The 25,710-nt window shown below is 60.0% G+C and carries 30 protein-coding genes and 2 tRNA genes; 21 read left to right on the forward strand and 11 right to left on the reverse strand.

Translation table 11 applies throughout. The annotated features are described in order from the left end of the window. Positions 1 to 117 precede the first annotated feature (117 nt). Together PHP59_RS04765 and PHP59_RS04770 are read right to left on the reverse strand one after the other, a co-directional pair. The gene (locus PHP59_RS04765; protein WP_300164399.1) at positions 118 to 687 is read right to left on the reverse strand and encodes a hypothetical protein; all 570 of its coding nucleotides are present in this window, start codon (positions 685 to 687) and stop codon (positions 118 to 120) included. 9 nt (positions 688 to 696) lie between these two features. Continuing rightward, positions 697 to 1,848 carry a PAS domain S-box protein gene (locus PHP59_RS04770; protein WP_300164402.1) on the reverse strand — a complete coding sequence of 384 codons (1,152 nt, stop codon included), beginning with the start codon at positions 1,846 to 1,848 and terminating at the stop codon, positions 697 to 699. Between the two features lie 133 nt (positions 1,849 to 1,981). Here PHP59_RS04770 and PHP59_RS04775 point away from each other — a divergent pair, with 133 nt between their 5' ends. Both PHP59_RS04775 and PHP59_RS04780 read left to right on the forward strand, forming a co-directional pair. Beyond that, a complete protein-coding gene (locus tag PHP59_RS04775; protein WP_300164405.1) occupies positions 1,982 to 2,887 on the forward strand; it encodes a DMT family transporter in 906 nt (301 codons plus the stop codon). Positions 2,888 to 3,033: 146 nt separating this feature from the next. Continuing rightward, complete coding sequence (locus tag PHP59_RS04780; RefSeq protein ID WP_300164408.1) at positions 3,034 to 3,543, forward strand: hypothetical protein; 510 nt, start codon at positions 3,034 to 3,036, stop codon at positions 3,541 to 3,543. A gap of 40 nt (positions 3,544 to 3,583) precedes the next feature. Here PHP59_RS04780 and PHP59_RS04785 read toward each other — a convergent pair. After that, positions 3,584 to 3,655: transfer RNA gene (locus PHP59_RS04785), tRNA-Ile, on the reverse strand. A gap of 212 nt (positions 3,656 to 3,867) precedes the next feature. Here PHP59_RS04785 and PHP59_RS04790 point away from each other — a divergent pair. The 7 genes from PHP59_RS04790 to PHP59_RS04820 all read left to right on the forward strand — a co-directional run bounded on the left by PHP59_RS04790 (position 3,868) and on the right by PHP59_RS04820 (position 7,690). Beyond that, positions 3,868 to 4,125 carry a DUF5320 domain-containing protein gene (locus PHP59_RS04790; RefSeq protein WP_300164411.1) on the forward strand — a complete coding sequence of 86 codons (258 nt, stop codon included), beginning with the start codon at positions 3,868 to 3,870 and terminating at the stop codon, positions 4,123 to 4,125. A 4-nt stretch (positions 4,126 to 4,129) separates the two neighbouring features. Then, complete coding sequence (locus tag PHP59_RS04795; protein WP_300164414.1) at positions 4,130 to 4,498, forward strand: NifB/NifX family molybdenum-iron cluster-binding protein; 369 nt, start codon at positions 4,130 to 4,132, stop codon at positions 4,496 to 4,498. Further along, the gene (locus tag PHP59_RS04800) at positions 4,495 to 4,830 is read left to right on the forward strand and encodes a NifB/NifX family molybdenum-iron cluster-binding protein (protein WP_300164417.1); all 336 of its coding nucleotides are present in this window, start codon (positions 4,495 to 4,497) and stop codon (positions 4,828 to 4,830) included. Before PHP59_RS04795 ends, PHP59_RS04800 begins: the two co-directional genes overlap by 4 nt. A 10-nt stretch (positions 4,831 to 4,840) precedes the next feature. After that, entirely contained in the window at positions 4,841 to 5,692 is an 852-nt protein-coding gene (locus tag PHP59_RS04805; protein WP_300164420.1) for an ATP-binding protein, read from the forward strand. Then, a complete protein-coding gene (locus tag PHP59_RS04810) occupies positions 5,689 to 6,561 on the forward strand; it encodes an ATP-binding protein (RefSeq protein WP_300164423.1) in 873 nt (290 codons plus the stop codon). Before PHP59_RS04805 ends, PHP59_RS04810 begins: the two co-directional genes overlap by 4 nt. Further along, on the forward strand, positions 6,554 to 6,916 hold the full coding sequence (locus PHP59_RS04815; protein WP_300164426.1) for a DUF134 domain-containing protein: 363 nt from the start codon (positions 6,554 to 6,556) through the stop codon (positions 6,914 to 6,916). Before PHP59_RS04810 ends, PHP59_RS04815 begins: the two co-directional genes overlap by 8 nt. 69 nt (positions 6,917 to 6,985) lie before the next feature. Continuing rightward, complete coding sequence (locus PHP59_RS04820; RefSeq protein WP_366943727.1) at positions 6,986 to 7,690, forward strand: endonuclease/exonuclease/phosphatase family protein; 705 nt, start codon at positions 6,986 to 6,988, stop codon at positions 7,688 to 7,690. Positions 7,691 to 7,847: 157 nt separating this feature from the next. Here the strand turns inward: PHP59_RS04820 and PHP59_RS04825 are convergent. The 3 genes from PHP59_RS04825 to PHP59_RS04835 form a co-directional block, all read right to left on the reverse strand. Then, positions 7,848 to 7,920: transfer RNA gene (locus tag PHP59_RS04825), tRNA-Asn, on the reverse strand. Positions 7,921 to 7,960: 40 nt separating this feature from the next. After that, positions 7,961 to 8,260, reverse strand: coding sequence for a hypothetical protein (locus PHP59_RS04830; protein ID WP_300164430.1), 300 nt, complete (start codon positions 8,258 to 8,260; stop codon positions 7,961 to 7,963). After that, entirely contained in the window at positions 8,238 to 8,510 is a 273-nt protein-coding gene (locus PHP59_RS04835; protein WP_300164431.1) for a hypothetical protein, read from the reverse strand. The genes PHP59_RS04830 and PHP59_RS04835 overlap by 23 nt, the downstream gene beginning before the upstream one ends. Before the next feature lie 449 nt (positions 8,511 to 8,959). On the opposite strand from PHP59_RS04835, the gene PHP59_RS04840 reads away from it, so the two are divergent. The 5 genes from PHP59_RS04840 to PHP59_RS04860 all read left to right on the forward strand — a co-directional run bounded on the left by PHP59_RS04840 (position 8,960) and on the right by PHP59_RS04860 (position 13,479). After that, positions 8,960 to 9,277, forward strand: a complete 318-nt coding sequence (locus tag PHP59_RS04840; protein WP_300164433.1) for a ribbon-helix-helix domain-containing protein — start codon at positions 8,960 to 8,962, stop codon at positions 9,275 to 9,277. A gap of 138 nt (positions 9,278 to 9,415) precedes the next feature. Beyond that, complete coding sequence (locus tag PHP59_RS04845) at positions 9,416 to 10,546, forward strand: Xaa-Pro peptidase family protein (protein WP_300164435.1); 1,131 nt, start codon at positions 9,416 to 9,418, stop codon at positions 10,544 to 10,546. Next, entirely contained in the window at positions 10,543 to 11,418 is an 876-nt protein-coding gene (map, locus tag PHP59_RS04850) for a type II methionyl aminopeptidase (RefSeq protein WP_300164437.1), read from the forward strand. Before PHP59_RS04845 ends, map begins: the two co-directional genes overlap by 4 nt. Positions 11,419 to 11,462: 44 nt before the next feature. Beyond that, positions 11,463 to 12,758: an ATP-binding protein gene (locus PHP59_RS04855; protein ID WP_300164440.1), complete on the forward strand. Its 1,296-nt coding sequence runs from the start codon at positions 11,463 to 11,465 to the stop codon at positions 12,756 to 12,758. A 1-nt stretch (position 12,759) separates the two neighbouring features. Next, complete coding sequence (locus tag PHP59_RS04860) at positions 12,760 to 13,479, forward strand: MBL fold metallo-hydrolase (protein ID WP_300164442.1); 720 nt, start codon at positions 12,760 to 12,762, stop codon at positions 13,477 to 13,479. Between the two features lie 457 nt (positions 13,480 to 13,936). Here the strand turns inward: PHP59_RS04860 and PHP59_RS04865 are convergent, their stop codons facing one another. After that, on the reverse strand, positions 13,937 to 15,217 hold the full coding sequence (locus PHP59_RS04865) for an APC family permease (protein ID WP_300164444.1): 1,281 nt from the start codon (positions 15,215 to 15,217) through the stop codon (positions 13,937 to 13,939). 110 nt (positions 15,218 to 15,327) lie between these two features. Here PHP59_RS04865 and PHP59_RS04870 point away from each other — a divergent pair, with 110 nt between their 5' ends. Further along, positions 15,328 to 15,606 (forward strand): DNA-directed RNA polymerase subunit L, encoded by a 279-nt coding sequence (locus PHP59_RS04870; RefSeq protein WP_300164446.1) that lies wholly within the window; start codon positions 15,328 to 15,330, stop codon positions 15,604 to 15,606. Between the two features lie 2 nt (positions 15,607 to 15,608). Continuing rightward, a complete protein-coding gene (locus tag PHP59_RS04875; protein WP_300164448.1) occupies positions 15,609 to 16,226 on the forward strand; it encodes a class I SAM-dependent methyltransferase in 618 nt (205 codons plus the stop codon). Here the strand turns inward: PHP59_RS04875 and PHP59_RS04880 are convergent, their stop codons facing one another. Continuing rightward, positions 16,227 to 16,838, reverse strand: a complete 612-nt coding sequence (locus PHP59_RS04880) for a translation initiation factor IF-2 subunit beta (RefSeq protein WP_067046982.1) — start codon at positions 16,836 to 16,838, stop codon at positions 16,227 to 16,229. Positions 16,839 to 16,922: 84 nt separating this feature from the next. Here PHP59_RS04880 and purL point away from each other — a divergent pair, with 84 nt between their 5' ends. Then, entirely contained in the window at positions 16,923 to 18,995 is a 2,073-nt protein-coding gene (purL, locus tag PHP59_RS04885) for a phosphoribosylformylglycinamidine synthase subunit PurL (RefSeq protein WP_300164451.1), read from the forward strand. Here the strand turns inward: purL and PHP59_RS04890 are convergent. Then, positions 18,973 to 19,455, reverse strand: coding sequence for a flavodoxin (locus tag PHP59_RS04890; RefSeq protein ID WP_300164453.1), 483 nt, complete (start codon positions 19,453 to 19,455; stop codon positions 18,973 to 18,975). The two genes, purL and PHP59_RS04890, sit on opposite strands and share 23 nt — an antisense overlap. A 457-nt stretch (positions 19,456 to 19,912) precedes the next feature. On the opposite strand from PHP59_RS04890, the gene PHP59_RS04895 reads away from it, so the two are divergent. Both PHP59_RS04895 and PHP59_RS04900 read left to right on the forward strand, forming a co-directional pair. Next, positions 19,913 to 20,935, forward strand: a complete 1,023-nt coding sequence (locus tag PHP59_RS04895; protein ID WP_300164455.1) for a hypothetical protein — start codon at positions 19,913 to 19,915, stop codon at positions 20,933 to 20,935. A gap of 85 nt (positions 20,936 to 21,020) precedes the next feature. Further along, positions 21,021 to 21,791, forward strand: coding sequence for a hypothetical protein (locus PHP59_RS04900; RefSeq protein WP_300164457.1), 771 nt, complete (start codon positions 21,021 to 21,023; stop codon positions 21,789 to 21,791). 40 nt (positions 21,792 to 21,831) lie between these two features. Here the strand turns inward: PHP59_RS04900 and ilvC are convergent, their stop codons facing one another. Further along, positions 21,832 to 22,824: a ketol-acid reductoisomerase gene (gene ilvC / locus PHP59_RS04905; RefSeq protein WP_300164459.1), complete on the reverse strand. Its 993-nt coding sequence runs from the start codon at positions 22,822 to 22,824 to the stop codon at positions 21,832 to 21,834. Positions 22,825 to 22,962: 138 nt separating this feature from the next. On the opposite strand from ilvC, the gene mptA reads away from it, so the two are divergent. Continuing rightward, positions 22,963 to 23,898 (forward strand): GTP cyclohydrolase MptA, encoded by a 936-nt coding sequence (gene mptA / locus PHP59_RS04910; protein WP_300164461.1) that lies wholly within the window; start codon positions 22,963 to 22,965, stop codon positions 23,896 to 23,898. A gap of 590 nt (positions 23,899 to 24,488) precedes the next feature. On the opposite strand, the gene PHP59_RS04915 is transcribed toward mptA, so the two are convergent. Then, positions 24,489 to 24,881 (reverse strand): response regulator, encoded by a 393-nt coding sequence (locus tag PHP59_RS04915; protein WP_300164463.1) that lies wholly within the window; start codon positions 24,879 to 24,881, stop codon positions 24,489 to 24,491. Between the two features lie 284 nt (positions 24,882 to 25,165). On the opposite strand from PHP59_RS04915, the gene PHP59_RS04920 reads away from it, so the two are divergent. After that, entirely contained in the window at positions 25,166 to 25,453 is a 288-nt protein-coding gene (locus tag PHP59_RS04920) for a hypothetical protein (RefSeq protein ID WP_300164465.1), read from the forward strand. Positions 25,454 to 25,710: the final 257 nt, after the last annotated feature.

The following is a 25,710-nucleotide window of genomic DNA, read 5'->3' on the forward strand; positions in this document are numbered from 1 at the left end:
CCACGGATGAAGATAGCCGAGGGGCGGCAATTGAACAGTATCCTTCAGGTGCCCTGTTGCAAGGAGAGGAATCAAGTATCCCTCCGCACTCAGGAGAACTGCAACGAGAAATTTTCATCACGTATGCTTGAGCCAGGGGTTCATGCCCGATTCTATGACGTCATCTGAGATGGCGGTCAGCCGTGCCAGAAGGGCAGGGTCAAGGCCTGACTCCATGGCGAGGAAGATGCCCGAGATCTCCAGGATCTTCAGCTTGCTCGCGAGATAGTGAATGAACTTCAGAAGATCCGCGGAGGAAATATAGATGAGCATCGCATTGACGGAATCGACGATGATGCATATCTTTTGTTCGCCCGGGTCTTTCAGGACTCCTGTTATGGCGATGGAGAGGCCGGTGAGGTCGTCGGGACGGTGGAGGAAGACGCTTCCGGGCATGTCCTCCGCGGCGTCGCCGCCGGCGTACTTCGTGACCGTGTCGATGAAGCGGACCGTGGTCATATCAATGCCGTTTTTCCGGTAATGTCTGGCAAGAGAGCGGGCCGGCTGGTTGACGGTGACGACGACGGCGTGTACACCCTTCTCCGTGACTTCCCTGACGGCGGCCAGGTTGCTCTCCCTGACCGAGCGGGCAGGCGAGAGGACCAGGACGATCCGGGGATCGTCGGGCGTGATGTCGAGGGCGCTCACACCTCTCTCCTACCTCCGCAAAAAATGGCGGAATGCGTCAGGGATCTCCCGCCGCCCCTCGGCTATGGAAGCGTTGAGCTCGCGAAGGTTCTCAGCGATCTGGTCGGCCGCCGCGATCTGGACCCTGATCTGGGTGAGGATCTCCTCCTTCGGAACGGTCTCATCCCTGATGTCATCGTGGATCGCCTCGAAATTCTCCCTGAGGAGGGCGGCCGGGTTTTTGAGCCTGAGGGCCGACTCGGTGATATAGGCGAGCATTGCCTCTTCTGTCTCCTGCCGGCGGATCGCAGATCCGATGATGCCTGCCGCAGCCTCGATTGTGTCGATCTCGACCTCGGTCCAGCGCCTCTCCTCCCGCGTCTCGTCAAAGCCGATGAAACCCCACCACCGACCCCCGACATGTATCGGGACGATGACGAACGATTGAACCCCGAGCGCCTCCATGTTCCACCTTTCATCATTTTCGGCGGTCCTGATGTCGGCAAAGACGGTTTTTCCGTCCCTGAGGTCCGCCTCCCAGGCCCCGACTCCGGCCTTCTGGTAGGAGAGCCCTCGAAGCCAGGTGGTGGCGATCTCGCCTCCTCTCCCCTCTCTGGTCCATTCGTACCGGCCTGTCATGAGGGTCTCGCCGGTCTCCTGATCTGTGATGTTCTCGAAGAGGTAGACGCGGTGGACATTGGTTGCCGTGCAGAGTCCGCGGAGAGCCCCGGGGATCTCCTCCTCCCAGGTGCGTGCCGCGAGGAAACGGCCGGCCATGGTACTGATTGCCTCAAGAATTGCGTCCCGCCTTTGGAGGGCGTGTGTCACCTGTTTTTTCCCGGTGATGTCGAGAACCGAGACGATGAAGAGGTCACGGCCGGGGATAGTCCTGACCGTGACGGCGGCGTCGATAAAAGAACCGTCTTTCCGCTGCAGCCGCATCTCCCTGATGGCTGGTGCCGTTCCGGTCACGGCGAGGGCCGGAAGGTCTCCGCCCTCCGCGATCTGTGACCATGACATCGCCCCCTCGATCTCTGACCGCCCGTACCTCGTCATCCTGAAAAATCTGCGGTTTGCCCTGATTATTGTGGAGGAGCGGTCGGCAATGACAAGTCCGTCGCCGGTGGCGTCGAAGACGGCCTCATAGAGGTCGGCATCGAAGCATACGTCTCTTCCGTTCACAGAAATGAATGAGGAGCCCCTGTTATATAACTCCTGCTGTTTTTCCCTTTGTTTGTGGGTGTACGGGTCCGGAAATCCATCTCTGTCCCCGCAACACGTATCTGGTCGGTTCTCGAAATTGTATGGGTATTTCATGCAGCAAAGGACATACGCGTATATCGCCGCTGTTTTCAACGCCTTCTTTATCGGCCTGAGTTTCCTCTTCGTCAAGGAGTCTCTGGCGGCTGCAGAGCCCTTCACGACTCTTGCCTTCCGCTTTGCCCTTTCCTTTGCTTTTATGCTGGTGCTGCTTGCGGCAGGCGTCATCGCGGTACGCATCCCGGCAGAAGATGTCAGGGACCTCCTGGTCCTCTCTCTCATCCAGCCTGTCCTCTTCTTCTCCCTCCAGGCGTTCGGGATGCTCTCAATATCGTCGTCGGAGGCCGGGATCATCTCCGCCTTCGTGCCTGTCTTCGTGGGCATCCTCGGTCTCCTGCTGCTGGGCGAGCGGGTGAATGCGAAACAGTTTGTCGCCTTCTTCATCTCGATCGCCGGGATCGTGTGCCTCTTCTCTATGGGCGGGAATGGAGGGACCGGCACCAGCTGGATGGGGATGGTCCTGACCCTGCTCTCCGCTCTTGCGACCTCCCTGTACATCGTCCTCGGGCGGAGGCTCACCCGTACTCTCGACCCTGTCAGCCTCACCTTCGGGATGATGCTCTGCGGGTGTGTCGCGTTTGTGGCGGCGGCCATCGTGTGTGAGGGCCTGGACGCAGGCGGAGCGGCCCTGTTGCTCGGGGACCCGGGTTTCATGATGGACATCCTCTATCTCGGCCTCTTTACCTCTGTCGGGACGTCTTTTCTCGCAATGTACAGCCTGAAGGACCTGGAGGCGGCGAAGGTGGGGATCATTCAGAACCTCTCTGTCGTCGTCTCTATCCTTGCCGGCGTGCTGGTGCTCCATGAGGCATTCCTCTCCTACCACGCGGTCGGGAGTCTCCTGATCATCGTCGGGGTGGTGCTCGCGAATTTCTGGGCCGACCCGGAGACGAAGCCGTAATTGTCGGGAATGTCCTCGTGTCCTGCCGAAAATTTTCTATTCCACTTTTTTCCCGGACCTGCCGATACTCTCATATGGGATCAGGCCCCCGGAGGGCATGATGAACCCCGGGCCGACATGCCAGTCCCGGGGTGGATGGATCGACCATGGCGACGAAAGCGGATTTCAGCACCGGAGAATGGGGCCGCCTCTTGCAGGCGCCTGTCGCCGCGGGTTTCTCCGTGATGCTCGCCGATCCCGACTTCACCGGCATTCTCAGGGAGCTGAAGGCCCTGTCCCGGGCCTTCGACAGACTCGAAGTCCCTCACGAAGCGGAGGAACTGGTCGGGTCGCTGGTCGCCGACCTCAGGGCGATGTCGGAGAGGAAAGAGCATCTTCCCGGCAGCGAGGACTTTACCGAGGGCAGGCCCGAGGAGATCAGGGTGCGGATCCTGGAGGATCTCCGCGGTATCGGCCCCATCCTTGCGGCCAGGGCGACGCCCGGCGAGGCGGCAGGGTTCAGGGAGTGGCTCATAGGCATCGGGCGGGCCGTAGCGGAAGCGAGCAGGGAGGGCGGTTTTCTCGGCATCGGCGGCGCCCGCGTCAGCGAGAAGGAGAAGGCGGCCCTCCGGGAACTTGCCGAGGTGCTCGGCGCCCCGCTCCCCGCGGCGGTGTGATGGCTGCGGCTCAGTTCGTCGCTCTTTTCAGAAAAAGGGATGGGCCCGGAGGGATTCGAACCCACGGCCACCCGGTTATGAGCCGGGCGCTCCACCACTAAGCTACGGGCCCGCGTCAACGGGATCTTCTCGGGATGGCCCCTGTACCGGGGAATGCCTCCCGTGTAGTATATCAGTCACACCCGGACCATATTAAATCTGCGTGTGTTCTCCCTGACGTTTCGATCAGGCACGATTTCTCCGTTCCCTCTCTCTTCCGGTCTGCCCTGATCGCCGCACGCCTCGGGTCTTGCCCCGACCACAGGTTTCATGTATTGTGCGCATATGAGTAATATTGCCTGCAAGGGTATGGTGAACGACATGCCAGGATATGACGGAACAGGGCCGCGGGGATGCGGCCGGATGACAGGGGGTCGCCGCGGCCCGTGCATGACGGCCAGGACCGCCCCGGTTGAGACCGGAGATGCGACCGAACCGGAGCAGAACACCGTTCTGTACGGCATCGGAAGAGGCGGCATCCCGTGCGGATGCGGCAGAGGCCATGGCAACGGCATGAGCGGGCGCCGTCCCGGCAGGTGGTGAAAAGATGAAACTTGCGATTGCACTCGATGGAGACTTCGTGTCCGGCCATTTCGGCCACTGCGAAGCCTATGCACTTTTTGACATAAACGAGGGGTCTGCATCCCGGCTTCCCGACCTTGCGAACCCCGGGCACGAGCCCGGTTTCCTCCCCCACTATCTTGCCGACCACGGTGTCACTGCTGTGGTCGCCGGCGGGATGGGGCCGCGGGCCGTCGACCTCTTCTGCCAGAACGGGATCGAGGTCTTCCTCGGGGCCTCCGGGCCTGTAGAGGCAGTCGCCTCGGCCTATGCCTCCGGGAAACTCACTTCGGGTGAGAGTTCCTGCACCCACGGCACTGAAGAACATGAAAACTGCGACGGGGGATGTCAGTGATCATCTGCATCACGGCAGATGGCCCTGATTCGGGCGCCCAGGTCCAGCCGCGTTTTGGCAGGGCCGCGTACTTCGTCTTTGCCGACACGGAGAAGGGAACATTTGAAGCGGTGAAAAATCCGGTCGCGGATGCACAGGGCGGCGTCGGCCCGCGTGCGGTCCAGACAGTCATCGACCACGGCGCCACGGCCCTCGTCACCGGGCAGGTCGGCGGCAATGCAGCGAGTGCCATTCAGGCCTCAGGGATCAGGGCCTGCGCCTTCAAGGGACAGGGCACCGTCTCAGCAGCGCTCTCGGCCTTCCTCGCCGGTGAACTCCCGTCCCTCCTCTGACCTGACCGCCATGAAGATCGTCGTTGCGAGCGGCAAAGGCGGCACCGGGAAGACGATGGTCGCCGCAAACCTCGGCTATGTCCTCTCTCGCGACCGGAAGGTTACTCTCGTCGACTGCGACGTGGAGGAGCCGAACCTCCACCTCTTCTTCCCGGCGGAGACAGTCGACGAGGCGGTGACAGCCGAGAACCCGGTCTTCGACCCGGCCCTCTGCACGCAGTGCGGTGCATGCGGGAAATTCTGCCGGTACGGCGCGATCACCGTCCTCCGCGACCGCGTCCTCTTCTTCGCGGAACTCTGTCACTCCTGCGGCGGGTGCCGGATCGTCTGCCCTGAAGGTGCCGTCACAGAAACCGGACGGGCGATCGGGAAGGTCGGCACGTCACACCCCCTGCCTGGCCTCACCCTCGTCTCCGGCTTCCTGAACGAAGGGGAAGTCCAGGCACCCTGTGTCGTACGTGCGGCCCGTGCGGCCGCCGGGGATTACCCTCTTGTCATCCTGGACGCCGCGCCGGGCGTCGCCTGTGCGGTGATGGAGACGATAACCGGTTGCGACCTCTGCATTCTGGTGACAGAGTCGACGCCTTCGGGGCTTCACGACCTCGCCCTTGCCGTCGAGGCCGTGAGGATGCTCTCCCTCCCGGCGGGCGTCGTGATCAACAGGAGCGACGGCCGGGACGAGGCGGCAACCGCCTTCTGCCGGGAGCACGACCTCCCCGTCCTCATGACCATCCCCTTTGGCCGGGAGATCGCTGCCATCCAGAACAGGGGCGGCCTCGTCGCCCGCGACCTGCCAGGTTTCACGGAAAAGTTCGCCGCACTGTACACGGACGCCGTGCGCCTCTGCGGGGTGAAAGAATGACCAGGATCGCGGTCGTGAGCGGGAAAGGAGGGACAGGGAAGACGATGGTCGCCGCCGCCCTCACCGATCTCCTCACGGTACCGAAGGTGCTCGCCGACTGCGACGTGGACGCGGCCAACCTCGACCTCTTCCTGGACCCGAGTCCCCTCGGCGAAGAGCCCTTCATGGGGCTGGAGAGGGCGTCGATCGATCCCGCTGTCTGCACCGGCTGCGGGGCCTGCGCCTCTTCCTGCCGTTTCGATGCGATTGCCTGCGAGGAAGACCGCTGCGCCGTCGATCCCCTGAGGTGTGAGGGGTGCGGCGTCTGCACTCTCGTCTGCCCTGCCGGTGCGGTGCACATGACACCTTTCAGGGCCGGGACGATCTATCGCTCCGAGACCGCCGCCGGGAAACTCGCTCATGCACGTCTCTCGCCCGGCGCCGGAAACTCGGGGCTGCTCGTCCACTCGGTGCGGCAGAAGGCCGAAGAGATGGCCGGGGAAAGTCGCGTCCTCCTTGCCGACGGCCCGCCAGGCATCGGCTGCCCCCTCATCTCCACGATCAGCGGCATGGACGCCGTCCTGGCCGTCACCGAGCCCGGCATCTCGGCCCTCCATGACCTGAAAAGGCTGGTCACGGTCTGCCGGGGCTTCTCTCTCCGGATCTTCGTCGTGATCAATAAATTCGACCTTGAACCCTCGGTCTGCCGGCAGGTCGAGGACTTCTGCCGTGAGGAAGGGCTGCCCGTGATCGGGCACATCCCCTTCGACCGGGCCGTCCTTCTGGCCGTGCGTGAGGGCAGGCCTGTCACCCGCACCCCTTCGCCCGCGTCGGAGGCACTATATCAGATGGCCGAGCACCTCTCTTGCGAGCTGACGATCGATGGATGACGAGATGCAGGGCAGGTGTTGCGGCCGCCGCGGACGGCCGCGGGCCCCCCGGTTGATTCCCGAAGGAACGGCCTTCCGTTGCTTCGGCCCCATCTGCGAGAGGGCGGGCGAGGTCGTTCTCCTCCTCCCCGAGGAGGTGGAGGCCCTCAGGCTCACCGACCTGGAAGGGCTCGAGCAGGAAGAGGCGGCCGAAAGGCTCGGCATCTCCCGGAAGACCCTCTGGCGCGACCTCCATGAGGCACGCCGGAAGGTCGCCGACGCCCTGGTCAATGGCAAGGGGATCAGGATCGCCGGGTGTCGGAGGAGGGCGGAGGAGTGTCCCCGCCATCTCTGCGACGATGCAGCAGAGGAATGATATTTTTTATATCAATCATTTCTTCCTGACCGCTCGCTTCTCAGACCTGATCTTGAAACCGGTGATCACATGAGAATCTGTACCTGGAACTGCAATATGGCATTCAGGAAAAAATATCCGGCGATTCTCTCCTGTGATCCGGATATTCTTATTGTTCCTGAATGTGAAAATCCTGATCTCTTTGATAGTACGTTCTCTACCAACGCTCTATGGGTCGGGAAAAATCAGCATAAGGGCCTTGGAGTTTTCAGCTTTCATGATTATGAGATCTCGACTCACGAATTGTATTCTGACGATTTTTCATATGCCCTGCCTGTGCGGGTTGAATCTCCTGAAAATCTGAATCTCGTTGCTCTTTGGGCCATGAATAATCTTAGAAATCCCGGACGGAGATATATCGGTGAGGTCTGGCGTGCAATCGAGTACTATCAAAATCTTTTTGATTCGCCCGCAGTCATTGCCGGTGATTTTAACTGGAACATTATCTGGGATCACCGCCCGAAGATGGATCTGGATGGGGATTTTGCTGATGTAACCGCCCTTCTGGACCGCCATGACATCCAGAGTTTATACCATGCCTCCGCCGGTATCCCCTTCGGCCGCGAACCGGACCCGACATTATACCACAGAAAGAATCGTCTGAAGCCCTATCATGTCGACTACATCTTTTCATCGTCCGACCTTCTATGCCGGATGGAGTCTCTGACCGTCGGCGGGTATGATGAATGGATCACGCTCAGTGATCATATGCCGGTTATGGCCACATTTCAATGAGCAGAGTAGAGAACTTCAAGGCCCCACCATCCTTACGTTCTCCGTCGAGAGGTCTATCCCCGAAAGTGTGTATGAACGATCGTTTGTTTCATGACCCGAAGAACAAGATTGGCCTGATAATACACAGAACAATCGAACAAAAAGGAAAGACGCAAAGCGCCGCCAACAGGACTCGAACCTGTGACATGCTGGTTAACAGCCAGCCACTCTACCAACTGAGTTATGGCGGCAACACACTATTGTGCCTTACAATCTTTCTTGCGCATCGTATTAAACCTTACTGGAGGGGCCTTTTCGCATCCCTTCCAGGAGGGCGATCATACTGTCGATCTCACCGTCGAGACCAGAAAGGTCCTCGCGGGCGCGCTCGGTGACAGTCGCCCCCGCGGGCGAGGCCCTGATATACCCCATCCCTTCGAGGACGCGGAGAGAATACCGCACCCGGTGGTACGGCAGGCCGAGCACCTCGGCAAGCTTCATGATCCCGATGGGCTGGTGTGCGGCGACGACCCGCAGGACCTCGAGGTGGCGGCCGAGGAGCTCGATCTCACTCTTCAGTTTTTTGAGCATCTTTCTCCTCCTTCCTGGAGGGACCGGCATGCACGTCAAGCCAGGCCTTTGTCCTGTAGTAGTCCTTCCTGAAGTACCAGATCAGGGGGAGGTCGACGAGGATGAGCACCGCTGCAACCGCCGGACCGATCGGCGGGGGCAGTTTGAAGAAGAGGCCTATGGCGAGAGCGACGAGGATGATGATGATGTTCAGGACTATCGTCAGTTTCCAGAACCTCCATTTGAAGACCTGCTTATCGGCGTCCTCCATCGATCGTACTTGTGCGTGCTTATTGAAGTAGTTTTCATGCGTCCATGGGGGAGAATTCGGTGCACTCGATATCAGGGGATGCGTTTTCGGGAGTTCCCGGATCTATCCTGGCGATTTCCAAGAGCGCGGAGAATGAAATCCGATAAAGTGCCGTTCAACTCTTTGGTCGTGCTATTCCTTTTATCGGCCGTTCGATCTCCGCGATGAGGGGGACTGCAGGTTCCTTTGTCATTCATGCTCTCACCGGTCTGCCGGTGAATGGAGACGCTGATGGACGAACCTGATCCGTGCGTACACCATTCGATCGCCATATCGCGCGTGTGGGGGGCATGACAGTCCCTTCATCCCCATAATATTTATCTATTTGCCTCTGTCGAACAATGGGAAAACCCGGTGAAAATGGGCATGGATAATACCTATCCCCTGAGACAATGATGATTTGTCATTCAATGACCACTGATCAGGCTGACTATCGCGTGGGCATCCGGATCCCGGGAGAATTGAAGGAATGGATATCCCGGGAAGCAAGAAATCGTGGTTTTTATAATGATTCGGAATTTGTAAGGTCCCTGTTATACCAGGAAATGACGAAATCGAAAATCCTGGAAACGATTGACGATCGGATCGCAGGGTATATCCGCGGTCCTGAAGGGCAGGCGGTGATCCGGGACGCTCTGCGATCTGAGTTCAGGGGCGAACCTCTGCGTACATTGATCCGTGCCGGCGTGGAGGATGTCCTTCAAGACTACGTCGTGGAAAAAGAATAATTCGGCCACCTCTAGAAGACGATCCGGAAATTTCACCATCCATGCTTTTTTTGTGTGCAAAGAAGCGTAATTTCTTGTAATCATCCGTCCATAGATACACAGTACTGCCGGGCCGATGGCCCGGATCAGGATGATTGCATGGAAAGCCTTGACAATGCTCTCGCTGCGGCGGACTGCGCGGCCTACGTCCTCTACGCCTCCTCGGACGACGCCGACTTCCGCTACCTCACCCGTTTCCAGGTCTCCGACCCCCTCCTGTACGTGAAGCGGAAAGGTGAGCGGGGGCTCCTCGTCGTCCCCCAGATGGAATACGAGCGGGCAGCGACCGAGTCGTCTGCCGCGCCCATAACCCGTGCCGGGGCAGGCTTCCTGAAATATCTCGACAAGGAGAAGGATGCCTGGAAGGCGCTCGCGCGCACCGCCGCCTCCCTCGCCGGCGGGAAGGTCCTCGTCCCGCGCACCTTCCCGTACGGGCTTGGCCGCCTCCTTGAGGAGTACGCCGGCGTCGAAGTCGACGGTGCCGGGGCCGTCAGCGCGATGCGTGCCGTCAAGACCTCGAAGGAACTCGCCGCCATCCGGGCGGCGCAGAGAGCGACCGAAGAGGCGATGGACCTCGGCATCTCGATGATCCGTCGGTCCACCGCACAGAACGGCGTCCTGCACCTCGACGGCGCCCCCCTCACATCGGGGCGGGTCAGGACTGCGATGCACCTCTTCCTGATGGAAAGGGGCTACACCGCGAAGGAGACGATCGTCTCCTGCGGAAAGGAAACGGCCATGCCCCACAGGCAGGGCGACGGCCCCCTCATCGAGGACGAACCCGTCGTCATCGACCTCTTCCCGCGGGACGACGCCACAGGCTACTATGCCGACATGACCCGAACAGTCGTGAAGGGCGAACCCTCCCCTGAGATTGCGGAGATGTACGACACCGTCGCCGCGGCCCAGGCGCTCGGCGTCTCCCTCATCGCCGCGGGCGTGCGGGGTGCCGCCGTCCACAACGCCGTCGTCGCATTCTTCACAGAACAGGGCTATGAGAGCGACACAAAGGGCTTTGTCCACTCCCTGGGCCACGGCGTCGGACTTGAGATCCACGAGGGCCCCTCTCTCTCCCCCTCAGGCGGTCCCCTCGAAGCCGGCAATGTCGTCACCGTCGAGCCCGGTCTCTATTACCCGGGCATCGGCGGGATACGTATCGAGGACATGGGTGCCGTCACCACAGAGGGCTTTGACCGCTTCACCAACTATCCAAGGAACCTGATCGTATGACTGACGAAGAAATGGAACTCTACCTGGAAGCAGGAAAAATCGCAAAGAAGATACTGAACGAAGGGGCGGGCATGGTGAAAGTCGGCGCGCCCGTCCTCGACGTCGTCGAGACGGCAGAAGGGATGATCCTGGACTCAGGCGCCGATATCGCCTTCCCCCTCAACCTCTCCAGAAACGAGGACGCCGCCCACGACACCGCCTCGACAGGCGACGAAAGGGTCTTTGCCATGGGCGACCTGGTCAAACTCGACCTCGGCGTCGCCCTCGAAGGCAGGATCGCCGACACCGCCCTCTCGGTGGACCTCGGCGGCCACGAGGCCCTCGTAGCCGCGTCGCGGGCCGCCCTCGACCGGGCGATCGCCCTGGTCCGTCCCGGCATCACCACCGGCGAGATCGGCGCCGCAGTCCAGGCCGAGATCGAAGGCCGGGGCTTCCTCCCTGTCGCGAACCTCACCGGCCACGGCCTTGCGCCGTACTCCATCCACACCGACCCGACGATCCCGAATGTCGGCATCGCCGGCGGGGCCGTCCTCGAAGAGGGGATGGCCATCGCGATCGAGCCCTTCGCCACCACCGGCAGCGGCCGCGTCTGTGATCGGTCCAGGATCGAGATCTACCAGCAGATTGCCGTAAAGCCAACCCGCCTCCCCTCGGCAAAGCGCATCCTCGAACAGGTCCGCGACCGCCGCGGCATGCCATTTTCTCGCCGCTGGCTCCCCCAGGACAAAATCGAGATCGCCCTCTCGGCACTGGTCAGGAGCGGCGTGGTCTACGGCTACCCTGTTCTCCACGACGTCCCGGGCTCCTTCGTTTCGCAGGCAGAGCACACCCTCATCGTCACGGCAGACGGCTGCGTCGTGACGACCAGGTGAGATAGTATTATCGGACCACATCCACCATAGGAAATGTTACATCCATGTCGTGCGCAGAGAGCAGAGACGATGTCATCCGGCTGATGGAATATCTCCTGACGGCTGAGGTGTATAACAAGAACCCCCAGCTGGACATGGAAGACCTCCCTCCCCAGTGCCGGTCCCTCTTCCTCCCCTCCCCGGAAGCGGCTGAAATCAAGCGTCCTCTCGTCATCACCGACGCCCTCCTCAAAAGGGCGCCCGGGACGACCGACGAGACGGTTAAAATGCTTCTCAAAAACCCCTTCGTAGATTTTGACACCCTCAACCTTCACTATCATATCACCGACCTCAAGGCCGGGGCCGAATGGTTCGCCGGTCATGGCGGAAAGGAGCAGGTGGCGAAGAACCCGGCGCTCGCCTTCTATATAGGAAACTTCGATTCCCTCAACCTCAGGTACGAGGACGTGCGGGCGAAAAACCCCCGGTTCTCCGACTCCCGCCTCTCCCTTGACCGGCGGGTTGCACAATTGACCGATAAAGACGAGCATTTCAAAGAGGCGCTGGAACTCGTCATCGTCAGCGCCCCCGAAGAGATCGAGCAGCAGATGGACGGTATCGTCTGCACCGACGCGCAGAAGGAGGTGATCGCCAGGATAGGGACGGTGATCGAGAACCGCGATTTCCTCCGCGACCACAACATCTCCGAGGTCGGCAAACTCCTCTTCGTCGGCCCGCCAGGCACGGGCAAGACCTCCCTCGCCCTTGCCATCTGCCACGACCTCCACATGCCGGTGCTCGAGGTCCGCCTCTCCATGGTCACCTCCCAGTACCTTGGCGAGACCTCGAAGAATATCGACAGGATCTTCGAGATCGCAAAGGCCCTCTCCCCCTGCATCCTCTTTATCGATGAGTTCGACTTTGTCGCGAAGAGTCGGGTCTCCGACGACCACGGGGCGATGAAGCGGGCCGTCAACATGCTCCTGAAAAACATCGACAAGATCAGCCTGGTCAAAAATGGCGTGGTCATGATCGGGGCGACGAACCACCCGCAGCTCCTTGACCAGGCCGCATGGCGGCGTTTCGATGAGGTCGTCGAGTTCTCTCTCCCTGACCAGGCGATGCGGGCATCTATCCTGGCGACCTTCGCCCGCTCCCTCGACTGCGACTGCGACTGCGACCTCCCCGGTGTCGCGGCGCGGACAGAGGGCTTTTCGGGCGCCGACCTGAAGATGATGCTGAAAGAAGCGGTTCTGAACGCCCTGATGGATAAGCGGCGGACAATTTCCCAGAACGATCTCGAGTGCGGCCTCCTGACGGTGGAGAACCGCAACCTGATCCGGAACTGCTCGTGGGGATAGGATGAAGGTCACGCTGCTCGGGACCGGGGACGCCATCGGGACACCGAAGATCGGGTGTTCGTGCCCGGTCTGCACCGGGGCCAGCCGCGCCGGCCGGCAGCGCCTGAGAGCGGCCGTCCTCGTGGAGATCGGGGAGAAGCACATTCTGGTGGACACCGGCCCCGATCTCAGAGCCCAGCTCATCGCCGCCGGTTCGCCGCACATCGACGCCGTGATCTGGACCCACGGCCACTACGACCACTTCATGGGCTACGGCGAGTTCTACCGGGTGCAGAGGGTGCCGCCGGTCTATGCCGCCGCCCCGACCCTTGACTATGCGGGCTCGGTCTTCTCTTTTCTCTCTCTCGAAGAGCACACCGTCGAACCGTACCGCCCCTTCGACCTCTTCGGTGCGGAGGTCACCCTCCTGGCGGTGGATCACCCGCCGATGCCGACCTATGGCGTCCGCATCGAGCATGACGGTGCGGTGCTCGCCCTCACCTCAGACACGAACGACCGCATGCCGGCGGCGACGAAAGAGGCCCTTGCAGGCGCCGACCTCCTGGTCCTCGACGCCATCGTCCCGCCGGGGTACACCATCACCAAGCACATGAACTATGCCGACGCCCTGAAGATGGTGGAAGAACTCAGGCCAAAGGACTTCCGCTGCACCCACGCCTCTCACCTCATCCCCTGGGACACTCCCCACCTTGCGATGGACGGCGAGACTTTCGAGTTGTGAGGGGACAGGGTTTTCGGATTTTTTCTTTTTTTCGATCGGGAGAAAATCTCATAGTAATGGTGATACCCCCTTCTTGATCTCAGGGGGGATTGTGCTGTCCCCTGCCTTGCCTCTACACTTTGCCGGAACCCCTAACATAAGATAGGGCCTGGGAAGAGAGAACAAAAGTCCTGAGGAGGGTGGTTACCGTCCACCCCCAACCCTGAGCGGGGGTCCGGGGGCGTAGTCCCCCGGTGCGAGACGCCGTTCAACCGCCTTCCCCACAATCTAGGCTGGGGGACTACCCTCGAAAAACTGCGTTTTTCTCAAGCTCGCTGATGCTCGCATCCCCCAGACCCCCGATCTACGATAGGACCGGGGAAGGGCAGATGAGATCATGAAGAGGGAAATTGGCCTTCCGCTCCTGCCCTCCAGGATTTACCGCTTCCCCCCGGCAAATCCCCTCTTCTCTCGATCTTTATTCTCCCCCTCCCCTGTACACCCGCGACACCCCCCACCCCACGAAAAGGATGCCGAGGCCGAGAAGGACGATCTCTGCCTCGATCTGGAGGAGAAGAAAGAAGGAGAAGAGGATGCCGAGGAGAGGCACAATCGGCACCCCCCGCACCGCGAGGGGAACCCGGAAGGGACGGGTGAAATCGGGCTCCCGCAGGCGGAGGACGACCACTGTCGCGTTGATCAGGGCGAAGGTGAGGAAGAGGGCGAAGTTCGTCGCGTTCGCCACATACGCGATCTCGCCGGTGAGGGTGAATGCCGCGGCAATGGCGGCGGCGACCGCGACCGCCGCCCACGGCGTCCCGAAGGCCGGGTGCACCTGTGCAAGGGGGGCCGGCAGGGCCCCGTCGCCGGCCATCCCCCAGGCGAGGCGCGACGTGGCGACGATGAGGAGGAGAGAGGTGTTCGCGGTCGCACAGAGGGCTACAAGGGAGATGATGAGAGCAGCGCTCCCGCCGAGGGCCACATCCGCGATCGCGGCAAAAGGTGCGGGCGTGGCCGCAAGCCCCTCCCAGCCGAGGACTGAGACCGCGCTCACCGTCACGAGCATGTACAGCACCACAGCCGCGGCAAGGGCGAGGAGAAGGGCCCGCGGGATCGTCCTTTCCGGCTCCCTCGTCTCCTCGGCAAGCTTCACCATCTCCTCGAACCCCATGTACGCGAAAAAGACCAGGGCAGAGGCCTGGAATACCCCGGGTAGACCCTTTGGCATCGCGAAATAGTCTACAGACCCGAGGTACGGGATGCCGATGACGATCACGAAAACGATCCCCCCGGCCTCGATGAGGGTCATCGCGATCGCAAAGAGGGCCGTCTCCCTGATCCCGTACACCCCGATCGCCGCAAGCCCTGCGATGAGGAGCAGGGCGGCCGGGACGGCCGGTATGCCCGCGAGGCTGGAGATGTATCCACCGAAGCCCAGGGCGACCGTCGCCGCGGAGAGGACACCCGAGGCCAGGATGAGCCAGCCGACAAGGAAGGCGGTCGTCTGCCCGAAGGCCCGGCCCACATAGGCGTACTCTGCCGACGCCCGCGGAAACATCGAGGAGAGCTCGGCATAGGCAAGCCCGGTGCATGCCGCCATCACCGCTGAGATCCCGAAGGCGACCCAGACAGCATTCCCGGCAAGGCCGGCCGCCTCCCCCATCAGGGCATAGATGCCGGCACCGAGGATGATCCCGACCCCCGAGAGGGTGACCTCAGGGAGACCGAGGGCCCGCTTCAGCTGCCCGCCTCTCTCCATGCACGTTCTCCCTCCTCCCGGCATAAAAACCCCTCATGTCGGCCGGTAGATCCGGGGCATTTTCCCCGTACCCATATCTATATACTCTCCTGCCCACCACCTACACATACATGGATGTCAAGATCCTTGAGCGCGAAGAGGACAAGGTGCGGATGGTCCTGAAGGGAGAGGGTCACACCTTCATGAACCCCCTCGTCGAGGAGATCCTCACCGACCTCTCCGTCGACGTGGCACGATACGAAATAAAGTACCAGTTCTCCGATCCCGAACTCCTCGTCACAACCCGCGGCGGAAAGGATCCCATCACCGTGATTCTGGAGGCCTGCGCCCGCACGAACGCCCAGTGCGACGAACTCCTCGCCCAGATCCGGGCTCAAAAGACCGCATAAGCATGAAGAGGGATGCGGCCGGCTTCGACCGGATCGCAACCCGCATCTTTTCTCCTCTCTATCCGGTGATCGCGGAGAGACTCCTTATCTGGTCGGGAAAAAGAGAAGGGCTTTGTGTCGACCTCGGTACAGGTCCCGGCCTCCTTGCCGTCGCTCTTGCCCGTGCCTCAGAGATGGACGTCCTCGCCTTCGACCTTTCCGCCGGGATGCTCGGCTTTGCCGGGGAGCACATCAGGGACGCCGGCCTTGAAGGCCGGGTCTTTCCTCTTCTCGGCGACGTCCACGCCCTTCCCTTCAGGGACGGCGCCGTCGACCTCTTCGTCTCCCGGGGTTCCATATTTTTCTGGGAAGACCGCGTCCGGGCCTTTGCGGAGGTGCACCGCACCCTTGCGCCGGGCGGCGTCGCCTATCTGGGCGGGAGTTTCGGGACACGGGCCCTGCAGGGGGAGATCTTTCAGAAAATGCGGGAGATAAACCCTGACTGGGACCGGGATGTTGCCAGGCGGAGCGGCCGTGCCGCCCCTGCCTCCCTTCTTCCCGACCTTTCCCGTGCCGGGCTTCATTCAGCCCGGATAAAAGAGGATGAGGCCGGGTTCTGGGTCGAGATCAGGAAACCCTGATCAGGCCCGCTCGGTGAAGATGATCGATCCCGATATTCTGGTGATCTTGACCTTGACAGTCTGACCCGGGCGGGCGTTCGAGACATACATGATGTATTTCCCGATCCGTGCCACGCCGTCGCCGCGCCTGGAGATGGACTCGATCCTGACGTCCACGATCGCGCCCTCCTCGAGACGGCTGCCCGGTTCCTCTGTCCGTGCCTTGCGCTTCCTCACCGGCCGGTGGCCGCCGCAGGCGTCGCACCTCAGGATGAGGATGCGGTCGTCCTTGACAAGTCTCGTGTCAGGCCGCCCGCACTCTGAACAGATCACATAGTCTTCGACATAGTTCTTGATCGCCGAGGAGATCACCGACTCCTCGAATTTCCCGTTGAAGACCGCGCGGCCGCCCTCGATCTTTCCTGCCGTACCAAGCTCGCCGACGAGATATTTCATCAGGTGGTCGGGCTCTCGCCTGATATATCCGGCGATGTCCCCGAAGTTCTCGATGACGGTGGTCTTGCCCTCCATGTAGACCTTCGCCTCGGGAATATGAAACCGCTCGGCGCTCGGGCCGATTTCGGTGATATTGGCGTAGGCTTTCTTCAGCAACTCTTCATAGGGATCTGCCATGGTGTTATACTATTGCCGGGATCGGTTAAAAGGGATAGCACCCCTGAGATGGATATATAGGCCCCGAAACCCACCTGTGAGTACATGCTGTCTGCCGATGACCTTGCGTTTATCACCGGAAAACTGGGCAGGGGCCTCACCGATGTGGAGGCCGCCTGTTTCGAGAACCTCTGGAGCGAGCACTGCTCCTATCGCTCCACCAAGGGGCTGTTAAAGACCCTCCCGACAGAGGGAAAAAACGTCATCCTCGGCCCGGGCGACGACGCCGCCATCGTCCGCTTCTCCGACACCTGCGCCCTTGCCGTCGGGATGGAGAGCCACAATCACCCGAGTTATGTGGACCCCTACGACGGCGCCGCCACCGGCGTCGGCGGGATCGTGCGTGACATCATCTCCATGGGCGCCAGGCCCATCGCCCTGATGGACCCCCTGTACTTCGGCGCCCTCTCCGAGGAGAAGACGCGGTACCTCTTCGAGCACATCATCGCCGGTATCGGCGACTACGGGAACTGCATCGGCGTGCCCGTGGTGCGGGGAGAGGCCGTCTTCGACCCCTCGTACCAGGGCAACCCCCTCGTGAACGTCGTCTGCGTCGGCGTCGTCCCGCCCGACCGGTTCACCACCGCCCGGGTGAAGGCGCCCGGCAATCGGCTTGTCCTCTTCGGTTCGTCGACCGGGCGCGACGGGCTTGGCGGAGCATCCTTCGCGTCTCGCGACCTCTCCGAGGGTTCGGAGGCCGAGGACAGGCCGAGCGTTCAGGTCGGCGACCCCTTCACCGAGAAACTCCTCATCGAAGCGACCTGCGAGATGGCGGAGACCGGGAAAGTCCTTTCCTGCCGCGACCTCGGCGCCGCCGGTCTTGCCGGGGCCTCGTCCGAGATGGCGAGTTCCTTTGGCGCCCGCCTCCATGCCGACCGCGTCCACCTGCGTGAGACCGGGATGAACCCGGTCGAGATCATGCTCGCCGAGTCGCAGGAGAGGATGCTCGTCGAGGTTGCCCCTGGCGACGTCGCCCTCATGGGTGCGATCGCCGAGAAGTACGACCTCTCCTGGAGCGAGATCGGCGAGGTGATCGCGGAGCCCCGGTACATCGTCGAGTTCGAAGGACAGGTCGTCTGCGACCTCCCGGTCGACCTCCTTGTCGGCGGGACGCCGGGCTGTGCCCTCCCGAAGGCGCCGAAGGCCGCGGGCACCCCGTACGCCGCCCCTGCAGGCGACCTTAAGGACCTCGCCCTTGCGGTGCTCGCCCACCCTGACATCGCCTCGAAGGCATGGATCTCCGGGCAGTACGACCACGACGTGCAGGTGCGCTCGGTCTCCCTCTCCCATGACGCTGCGGTGATCCGTCTGGAAGACGCCGCCCTCGCTCTCTCCTGCGGCTGCAACCCCCGTCAGATCGCCCTCTCCCCGTACGCCGGTGCGGCAAATGCCGTCTATGAGAATGCGGCGAACCTTGCCTGCGTCGGCGCCGAACCCCTCTGTATCGTCAACTGCCTCAACTTCGCAAGCCCCCTCCACCCGGAGGTCTTCTGGGAGATGGAGCAGGCAGTGCTCGGCCTCGGCGACATGGCCCGGAAGATGGACACCCCGGTCGTCGGCGGGAATGTCTCCCTGTACAACGAGTCCGACGAGTACGGGACCGAGATCAAGCCGACCCCGTCCATCGGGATGGTCGGCAAGGGCCCGATCCGCCGGTGGATGCGGCCCTCGGCAGGCGACAGGATCGCTCTTGTCGGGGAGACCGGCCCGCACTCTGGCGGCTCCATCCTCGACGCGGTGACAGGATGCGGTGGTGAGGCCCCGGCGATGGCAGACCCGGCCCTTGTCCCGAAGGTCCGCGACCTTGTGGCGGCCGACGCGATCACCGGCGCCACCGACCTTTCGAAAGGCGGCTTCCTTGCGGCCCTTGCAAAACTCTGCCCTGACGCAGAGGTGACACTTGCAGGCGATCCCATGACCGCCCTCTTCTCCGAGACCTACGGCCGTTTCCTCGTCACTTTCAGGGACGAGTCCGCGCTTGCCGGTCTCCCTTACCAGGTCATCGGCACCGTCGGCGGCGAAGGCCTGCGGTTCTCGGCCGGAGCAAAGAGTTTCACCCTCAGCCCGGAGGAGATCGGGTTCGCCCTCTCCTCGATCACGCGCCAGATGCAGTACTGATCAGGCGGGCAAGGCCGTCGATACCCTCCCCTTTTGTGATCTCCCTGTCGGTGATGTGGAATGTGCCTGCGACCGTCATCCCCCTCTCTTCGATCTGCCGGGCAAGGATCGAGAGGGTCTCGCCCGGAACCCCGCCGCTCGTCGCAAACGCTATCCCCTTTTTCCCCTCGCAGTTATCGAGAGCTGCAACGATGGCGTTCGCAGCAGGCGCTGCCCTGAACGCCCAGACCGGCGTCCCTATGGCGACGACGTCATAGGAAGCGACGTCGATGACGGCAGGTTCGATCTCGGCCTTCTCCCCCCGCCTCGCCTTCGGCGCCCCTTTGAGGTACATCATCACCTTCGAGTAGTCCGCGAGGTCCTTCACCTCGACAAGATCGGCGCCTGTCGCCTCTGCGGCCGCCTCTGCGACCCTCTTCGTGTTTCCTGTGGCAGAATAGTAGACGATACAGACCTTCATGGAGGACTGATCACCGGGATGGGATATCTTCGTTCCGGTACAGAGAATTGGAGGAATTTTTTCTGTCTGTATTGCCCCGGCCATGGTCGAGCGGTCTATTCAGGAGGGCCGTCGCGGTGCAGGACGGAGATTCGATCGCGCGCAGGATGCAGAAAGGGTATTCTTCCGCGGCGGAGGGCAGGAGAAACGCCGATGTGGGAGATCGTATTTTTCAGGTATGATGCATCCGTTCGGGGAGGTGAAAATCCCGCGACTGTTAGATGATCGTGCCAGAAATGATATATAATACAACAAGGATATTTCGTGTTGTGGAGATCAAAAGGATCTCCCGGCAGGACCCCCCCGCGTTGTCAGGACTCCGACAGGGCCCCGCACTGCCCGGAGGCATGACACTGTATTCCTTTCTGATACTTGAAGGTATGGTCCGTGCCTCCGGGGAACACTGGAGGTAGAAAACATGAAAAAAAGAATTTTAATGCAGGCATTCTCCTTGCTCCTCGCGTTTCTGCTGGTGAGCATAGAAGGAATATCGGCGGTGAATGCAATAACTGCGATGCCGGAAGCGACCGACCAGTATGAATCTCTCGATCCGGGAGCTATTCGGGAGCGCTTGCCCACAAAAGAAGAAGCAGCAAAACTCAATGAATTTGAAAGTCCTGCAAAGACACTCATCAACGAATTAAAGTCTAAAAATTACGCTAACGATGACATTACAAGAGAACTGGCAAAACAAGGGTATGGGTGGTATCCAGATACCGGAGCATGCTGGAAAGGAACTCCCCCGTCAACAGAAGAGTTGAAAATTATTCAGAAAATTCGAGGTCCCGATTACTCACCATTCAGTGCGGAAAGCAGCACAAGAGCACTTGAACAGGCACTCCAGATGATGTCTGTCACCAATAACAACGCGTACAGAGGAATCAACGTGTATATGAAGCCGAGCGAAATGCTCGTAGAACCAGATGGGACTTACCAACATGTGATTACCACACATGTTGGAAAGAAGCCGAATCCCTCGACTGAATGCTGGACAGAAGTGGGCGTTGCACGATCCGTTCCAGACAACATGAAACAATGCTTTACATACGATAATGACGAGGGCGAATGGCAGTTCCACGGGGAAACCGATTCTTCAACCTACAGGAATTATGCTATCTACGTAACTGATACATATGAGAGTGGAGGTTATCTGTACCACATCTGGATAGATGATAATTGGGTGCGGAGCGGACATCTGGCATTCAGAGAAAATGATGTTAATCACGCCAATGAGATCTGGTCAGATGAGAGTGTTCCTGCGTGGACAGATGATTCAGGAACTGCAGTCTTTCGAGATGGTTTCCTTTATCAGGGGAATAGTGGGGGGGTGAGGTGGAACTCGGATGTTCCCACAGATTGGGGTTGTTCTCCCACCCCCTGTCCAATACGGGAATCCCATAGCATAGTGGGAAATGCATGGAAATACTATACTTGGATCTGATATGACAGGACGCCTGATCGCCACAGGAGCACTCATCCTCTTTTTTGTACTCGTAGCCGGGTGCGTAGAGAATGGAGACGGACCTGTGGCCCCCTCCGGCCTCACGGCGGACGAGAAGGCGGCGGCCGTCAGGATCGCCCTTGCGAACGCCACCGTGCAGGACTATCTCCATGGAGACTACGAGATCACGGACGTGGACTATAACACCATAACACACGCCTTCAGGGGCGTGGAAAGATCGGAAACAGTGCCGACCGTCGCAATAGAAACAAAAGACGCACAAATCTGGGTATTCGTGGACCTGGAGACGGAGACCGTGGTCGCAATCGCAAAGAACTACATACGGACACCGGTCATCATGCCTTCGGTAACGCAGCCGATATCGACGCCGCCGGGAGGCGAAACACCCACGGTGCCCCCCACGGTGCAGCCGACCCCGAGGAATGATACGGCCTATCTCGACATCCACCCGGCGGGGGGTCGGAGCGTCCTGCTCGACCCGGAGGACGAACGCTATCCGACCATCGATGCGGAATGCCAGGAGTTGATCAGGTGCATCAATGCGCAACTCAAGACCGGGTTCTCCCAGGAAGAACTGGCGGCGATGAAACGAAACAGCACCTATGTCGCCCTCCGCTTCTCTCAGCCCACGAAATTCGAGACGAGGTATATCGTCGATGGTTCTCCGCGGCAGATCACCATCAGTGAAGCGGTGTTCTTCATGGACAGTGGCGAAGAACAGAACATAATCCGCACACTGGCACCAGACGGACCGGGGGTCTGGACGACATCACGCGATCGCGGGGCACTCAAAGATCTCGTCGCCCCCGTTCTTGCAGAGGGAAAAAAGCAGTGACGACTCATTTCACGTGCGCTCCGCTGGTCAAAAAAAGGAGTTATTTTTTCTGGAACTGCGGCATCAGGGCCCTGATCTCCTTCCCCACACACTCGATCTCGTGCTCCTCGTCGGCACGGGTGAGGGCGGTGAAGACCGGCCTGCCTGTCATGTTCTCCAGGATCCACTCCTTTGCGAAGCGGCCGTCCTGGATCTCGTCCAGGATCTCCTGCATCGCCTCGTAGGTCTCAGGGCCGACGACACGCGGCCCCCGCGTGAGGTCGCCGTACTTTGCGGTGTTCGAGATCGAGTCCCGCATCCCTGAGAACCCGCCCTCATAGATGAGGTCGACGATCAGTTTCAGCTCATGGAGCACTTCGAGGTAGGCCATCTCCGGAGCATAGCCGTTGGCGACCAGAGTCTCGAACCCGGCCTTGATCAGGGACGTGCACCCGCCGCAGAGCACCGCCTGCTCGCCGAAAAGGTCGGTCTCGGTCTCCTCCCTGAATGTCGTCTCAAAGACCGCGGCCCGCGTCGCCCCGATACCCTTTGCGTACGCCAGGGCGATCGCCTTCGCATCGCCTGTTGCGTCCTGCTCGACGGCGATGAGCGCCGGAACACCCTTCCCCTCCTCGTACGTCCGTCTCACCATATGGCCGGGCCCTTTCGGCGCGACCATCACGACGTTCACGTCTGGCGGCGGGATGATCTGGCCGTAGTGGATGTTGAACCCGTGGGAGAACATCAGGGTCTTCCCTGCGGTGAGGCCCTGCCTCACTGCGCTCCGGTAGACTGCCGCCTGGTCCTCGTCGGGGAGGAGGACCTGGATGATGTCTGCCTCCCGCGCTGCGTCGGCGACCTGAAAAACCTCCAGGCCATCTTTGATTGCCATTTCCCAGCTTTTTCCAGGCCTGACCCCGATGACCACATCGAGACCCGAGTCCTTCAGGTTGAGGGCCTGCCCGCGCCCCTGGGACCCGTACCCGATGACGGCAATCTTTTTCCCTGCCAGCACGCCCATATCGGCATCGGCATCAAAATATTTCTCGACCATACTCTATCATTTCTTAGTAATAACGAAGTTCATAAATAACTATAGGGGGTACCTTTCACCACTACATCCTGGCGCTCGTCGATATCTTTCCCCTTGCGCCATGCTTCGTAGATCAGTTTCCAATTGAGGTTTACGAGAATGGAACTGCCAGACGTACAGTCGACCACCCCTGATGTCCGCATCAATCTGACAAGGGTCGGCGTAAAAAACGTTAAAAAACTGGTTGAAGTCTCCCGCCCAGGCAAGCGCTCTGTGATCTTCATTTCGAACTTCGACGTTTTTGTCGACCTCCCCGGCAGCCTGAAGGGGGCCAACCTCTCCAGGAACTTCGAGGTTATAGATGAAGTGCTCCAGGAGGCCATTGATGGAAAGGTTTCTGAGATCGAGGAACTTTGCAGCGTTGTTGCACGGAAACTCCTCGACCACCATGAATATGCCGAAAGGACCGAGGTTCTGATGCGCAGCGAGTTCATGGTCCGCCGCGAGACTCCTGTCTCGAAGACGAGTTGCCACGAGGTCGTGAAAGTTCACGCCCGTGCGGTCGCCCGGCGGAACGGTCACCACCCCATCATCAGGAAGAGCATCGGTGCCGAAGTCACCGGCATGACCGCCTGCCCCTGTGCCCAGGACATCATGAAGGACCATGCGGTCCATGTGATGCAGGACCTGGGTATCGAGCAGGAGAAGATCACTGCCTTCTTTGAGGAGGTGCCGATGGCCACCCATAACCAGCGGGGCCGCGGCTTCCTCTGCATCGAAACCGACGACGACCAGCATGTCTCCCTGGAGACGATCATCAAGGTCCTGAAGGATTCGATGAGCGCTTCGATCTTCGAGCTTCTCAAGCGTGGCGACGAGAACTATGTCGTGATGCAGGCCCACCGCAACCCCCGCTTTGTCGAGGACTGCGTCAGGGAGATGGCACGGCATGTCGTCACCCGTTTCAGCGACCTCCCCGGCGACTCGATGATCCTCATCCGCCAGACGAATGAGGAGAGCATCCACCAGCATGACGCCTACGCGGAGCGGAAGGCGACGCTTGCCGAGTTGATCGCAGAGCTGAACGGAGACTAAATCCCCCAACACCCCCCTTTTTTCGAATTTTCGGCTTTGTTGAAATCCTCATGTTCAGGTTGATGTCTCTCTCCCTTCGATGAGAGTAGACGCGGATCCACTGCCTTCCCCTCCTACCTGCCGGGGGTTCCTCGAAGACTTCGACCCGCTGCACATCGAAGATGTGCATGAACAGGAAAATCTTCGATTTTCCGTATTCTCGAACTCGCTATCGCTCGTTGCCCCCGGATCCCCCGTTGCGATTGGGCCCGGGAAGAGCGAACGGGACGTTCGGGGGAGGGAGATTGCCGTATCTCTACCGATCCTGAGTGGGTATCCGGGGGCGTCAGTCCCCCGGCGAGAGCGTGCAGGAAGGCACATCTAGCAGCAGATCGCCTCAGAACAATTTTCATGGGTCTGCTTGGGCCCACGGTTCATGCCAGATTCAACAGAGCTGAATTTTCTTCTTTCGGGACGTCTTCGGTGGCGCCGTCAGGTCTTTTCAGCAGTATTACGTGTGTCTCAGGTGTTTTGCCCATTTTCTCCGGGATATGGGTAACGAAGGCAGAATGACCGGTCGGGGACAACCTTTCCATGCGAGTGAAAACCCCTCAGCGCTGCCTTGCGCCGTTGCTCTGGACCGCCTGCACGACCATATTTTTCAGTGTGGCGAACTGTTTCTTTGGGTCGCCGCCTTTCTGGAGGTAGAAGTTCGCCCCGCCGTTGTGGGCTTCGATGCCAATCTCCTCCCGTCCGTGGCCGGTGAAGATGATGAATGGGGAAGTTTCGCCGCGTTCTCTGACGACTTTTAAAAATTCGATGCCGTCCATATCGGGCATCTCGTAATCGGATATAATGGCGTCGAAGGATCTGTTATCCAGGATATCGAGAGCTTCTGTTGCCCCTTCGCATGTCGTCACCGAAAATTCGCCCCATCTTTCCAGATACAGACGGGTGATGTCGAGGATCATGGGGTCGTCGTCTACGAGCAGGACTGAGATCATGGTTGTCCCGTTCCTGGGGCTATCCCGGAACTGCATGAATGGAGTATGGGAGATGGCCCCTCCTGCGTGGGGGTGATTGGAGATTTACGGGAAGAGTTCCCTATGTGGTGTGAAGGTTGGTGTATTTGCGCCCTATATTCTCCGATCCGATGGTTCGTCTGTTGCCATCCTCGATACCTGTACATGATACCAGAGATATCCTTCGTTACCAATAAAGATACCTCCGATATCTATGGTTTCAGAAATATAGATATATTGTTTTGTAAAGGGAGCAATGATATCTTGTGACTAAACAGGGTAAAAAGACTGAAATGGTGAATATTCGGTTAACTCCCGAGGATTATGCTGTCCTTAAAATTCAGGCAGAGGGGAAGGGGATTTCCATTGCGCAACACACCCGCAATATAATTTTGAAAAATCTATCTTTGTCTCCTCTCTCTGATGAAATAATGAAACCCGATGACATTTTGAGAATTTGCAAAATAGCATTCTCCGAGTATCTGGAGTCTGAAGAGTTCAAGATTCGGCAAAAGGTATTGATTAAGGAGACCCTGAAAGAGATGATCGAGTGAACTATTTCAGGTGGGCATGTCGGATTGCAGCTGAACTCCCTTAATTTCAGAGAGGTATCAGTCGGCAGAGGTATTCAAAGATGCCGCACCCCGACATACCACTCCCCGGTTCTTTAGATACGGGCATGAGTCCAGGGGGACTCAAGCATACCGGAATGAAGAACACCGGGCCGAGGACGTAATCTGGATTTCACCTTCCTCCGCAAGGAGTCCCCGGTCTTTAGGCCGGGGAGGAATTGCGGTTCACACACATAACT

Origin of the sequence: Methanofollis sp., assembly GCF_028702905.1 — an archaeon.
Taxonomy (GTDB): domain Archaea; phylum Halobacteriota; class Methanomicrobia; order Methanomicrobiales; family Methanofollaceae; genus Methanofollis.

Coding starts and splice junctions, on each gene's coding strand:
- PHP59_RS04775 (WP_300164405.1), top strand. CDS start 1,982: ATGCAGCAAAGGACATACGCGTATATCGCCGCTGTTTTCAACGCCTTC.
- PHP59_RS04780 (WP_300164408.1), top strand. CDS start 3,034: ATGGCGACGAAAGCGGATTTCAGCACCGGAGAATGGGGCCGCCTCTTG.
- PHP59_RS04790 (WP_300164411.1), top strand. CDS start 3,868: ATGAGTAATATTGCCTGCAAGGGTATGGTGAACGACATGCCAGGATAT.
- PHP59_RS04795 (WP_300164414.1), top strand. CDS start 4,130: ATGAAACTTGCGATTGCACTCGATGGAGACTTCGTGTCCGGCCATTTC.
- PHP59_RS04805 (WP_300164420.1), top strand. CDS start 4,841: ATGAAGATCGTCGTTGCGAGCGGCAAAGGCGGCACCGGGAAGACGATG.
- PHP59_RS04810 (WP_300164423.1), top strand. CDS start 5,689: ATGACCAGGATCGCGGTCGTGAGCGGGAAAGGAGGGACAGGGAAGACG.
- PHP59_RS04815 (WP_300164426.1), top strand. CDS start 6,554: ATGGATGACGAGATGCAGGGCAGGTGTTGCGGCCGCCGCGGACGGCCG.
- PHP59_RS04820 (WP_366943727.1), top strand. CDS start 6,986: ATGAGAATCTGTACCTGGAACTGCAATATGGCATTCAGGAAAAAATAT.
- PHP59_RS04830 (WP_300164430.1), bottom strand. CDS start 8,260: ATGCTCAAAAAACTGAAGAGTGAGATCGAGCTCCTCGGCCGCCACCTC.
- PHP59_RS04835 (WP_300164431.1), bottom strand. CDS start 8,510: ATGGAGGACGCCGATAAGCAGGTCTTCAAATGGAGGTTCTGGAAACTG.
- PHP59_RS04840 (WP_300164433.1), top strand. CDS start 8,960: ATGACCACTGATCAGGCTGACTATCGCGTGGGCATCCGGATCCCGGGA.
- PHP59_RS04845 (WP_300164435.1), top strand. CDS start 9,416: ATGGAAAGCCTTGACAATGCTCTCGCTGCGGCGGACTGCGCGGCCTAC.
- map (WP_300164437.1), top strand. CDS start 10,543: ATGACTGACGAAGAAATGGAACTCTACCTGGAAGCAGGAAAAATCGCA.
- PHP59_RS04855 (WP_300164440.1), top strand. CDS start 11,463: ATGTCGTGCGCAGAGAGCAGAGACGATGTCATCCGGCTGATGGAATAT.
- PHP59_RS04860 (WP_300164442.1), top strand. CDS start 12,760: ATGAAGGTCACGCTGCTCGGGACCGGGGACGCCATCGGGACACCGAAG.
- PHP59_RS04865 (WP_300164444.1), bottom strand. CDS start 15,217: ATGGAGAGAGGCGGGCAGCTGAAGCGGGCCCTCGGTCTCCCTGAGGTC.
- PHP59_RS04870 (WP_300164446.1), top strand. CDS start 15,328: ATGGATGTCAAGATCCTTGAGCGCGAAGAGGACAAGGTGCGGATGGTC.
- PHP59_RS04875 (WP_300164448.1), top strand. CDS start 15,609: ATGAAGAGGGATGCGGCCGGCTTCGACCGGATCGCAACCCGCATCTTT.
- PHP59_RS04880 (WP_067046982.1), bottom strand. CDS start 16,838: ATGGCAGATCCCTATGAAGAGTTGCTGAAGAAAGCCTACGCCAATATC.
- purL (WP_300164451.1), top strand. CDS start 16,923: ATGCTGTCTGCCGATGACCTTGCGTTTATCACCGGAAAACTGGGCAGG.
- PHP59_RS04890 (WP_300164453.1), bottom strand. CDS start 19,455: ATGAAGGTCTGTATCGTCTACTATTCTGCCACAGGAAACACGAAGAGG.
- PHP59_RS04895 (WP_300164455.1), top strand. CDS start 19,913: ATGAAAAAAAGAATTTTAATGCAGGCATTCTCCTTGCTCCTCGCGTTT.
- ilvC (WP_300164459.1), bottom strand. CDS start 22,824: ATGGTCGAGAAATATTTTGATGCCGATGCCGATATGGGCGTGCTGGCA.
- mptA (WP_300164461.1), top strand. CDS start 22,963: ATGGAACTGCCAGACGTACAGTCGACCACCCCTGATGTCCGCATCAAT.
- PHP59_RS04915 (WP_300164463.1), bottom strand. CDS start 24,881: ATGATCTCAGTCCTGCTCGTAGACGACGACCCCATGATCCTCGACATC.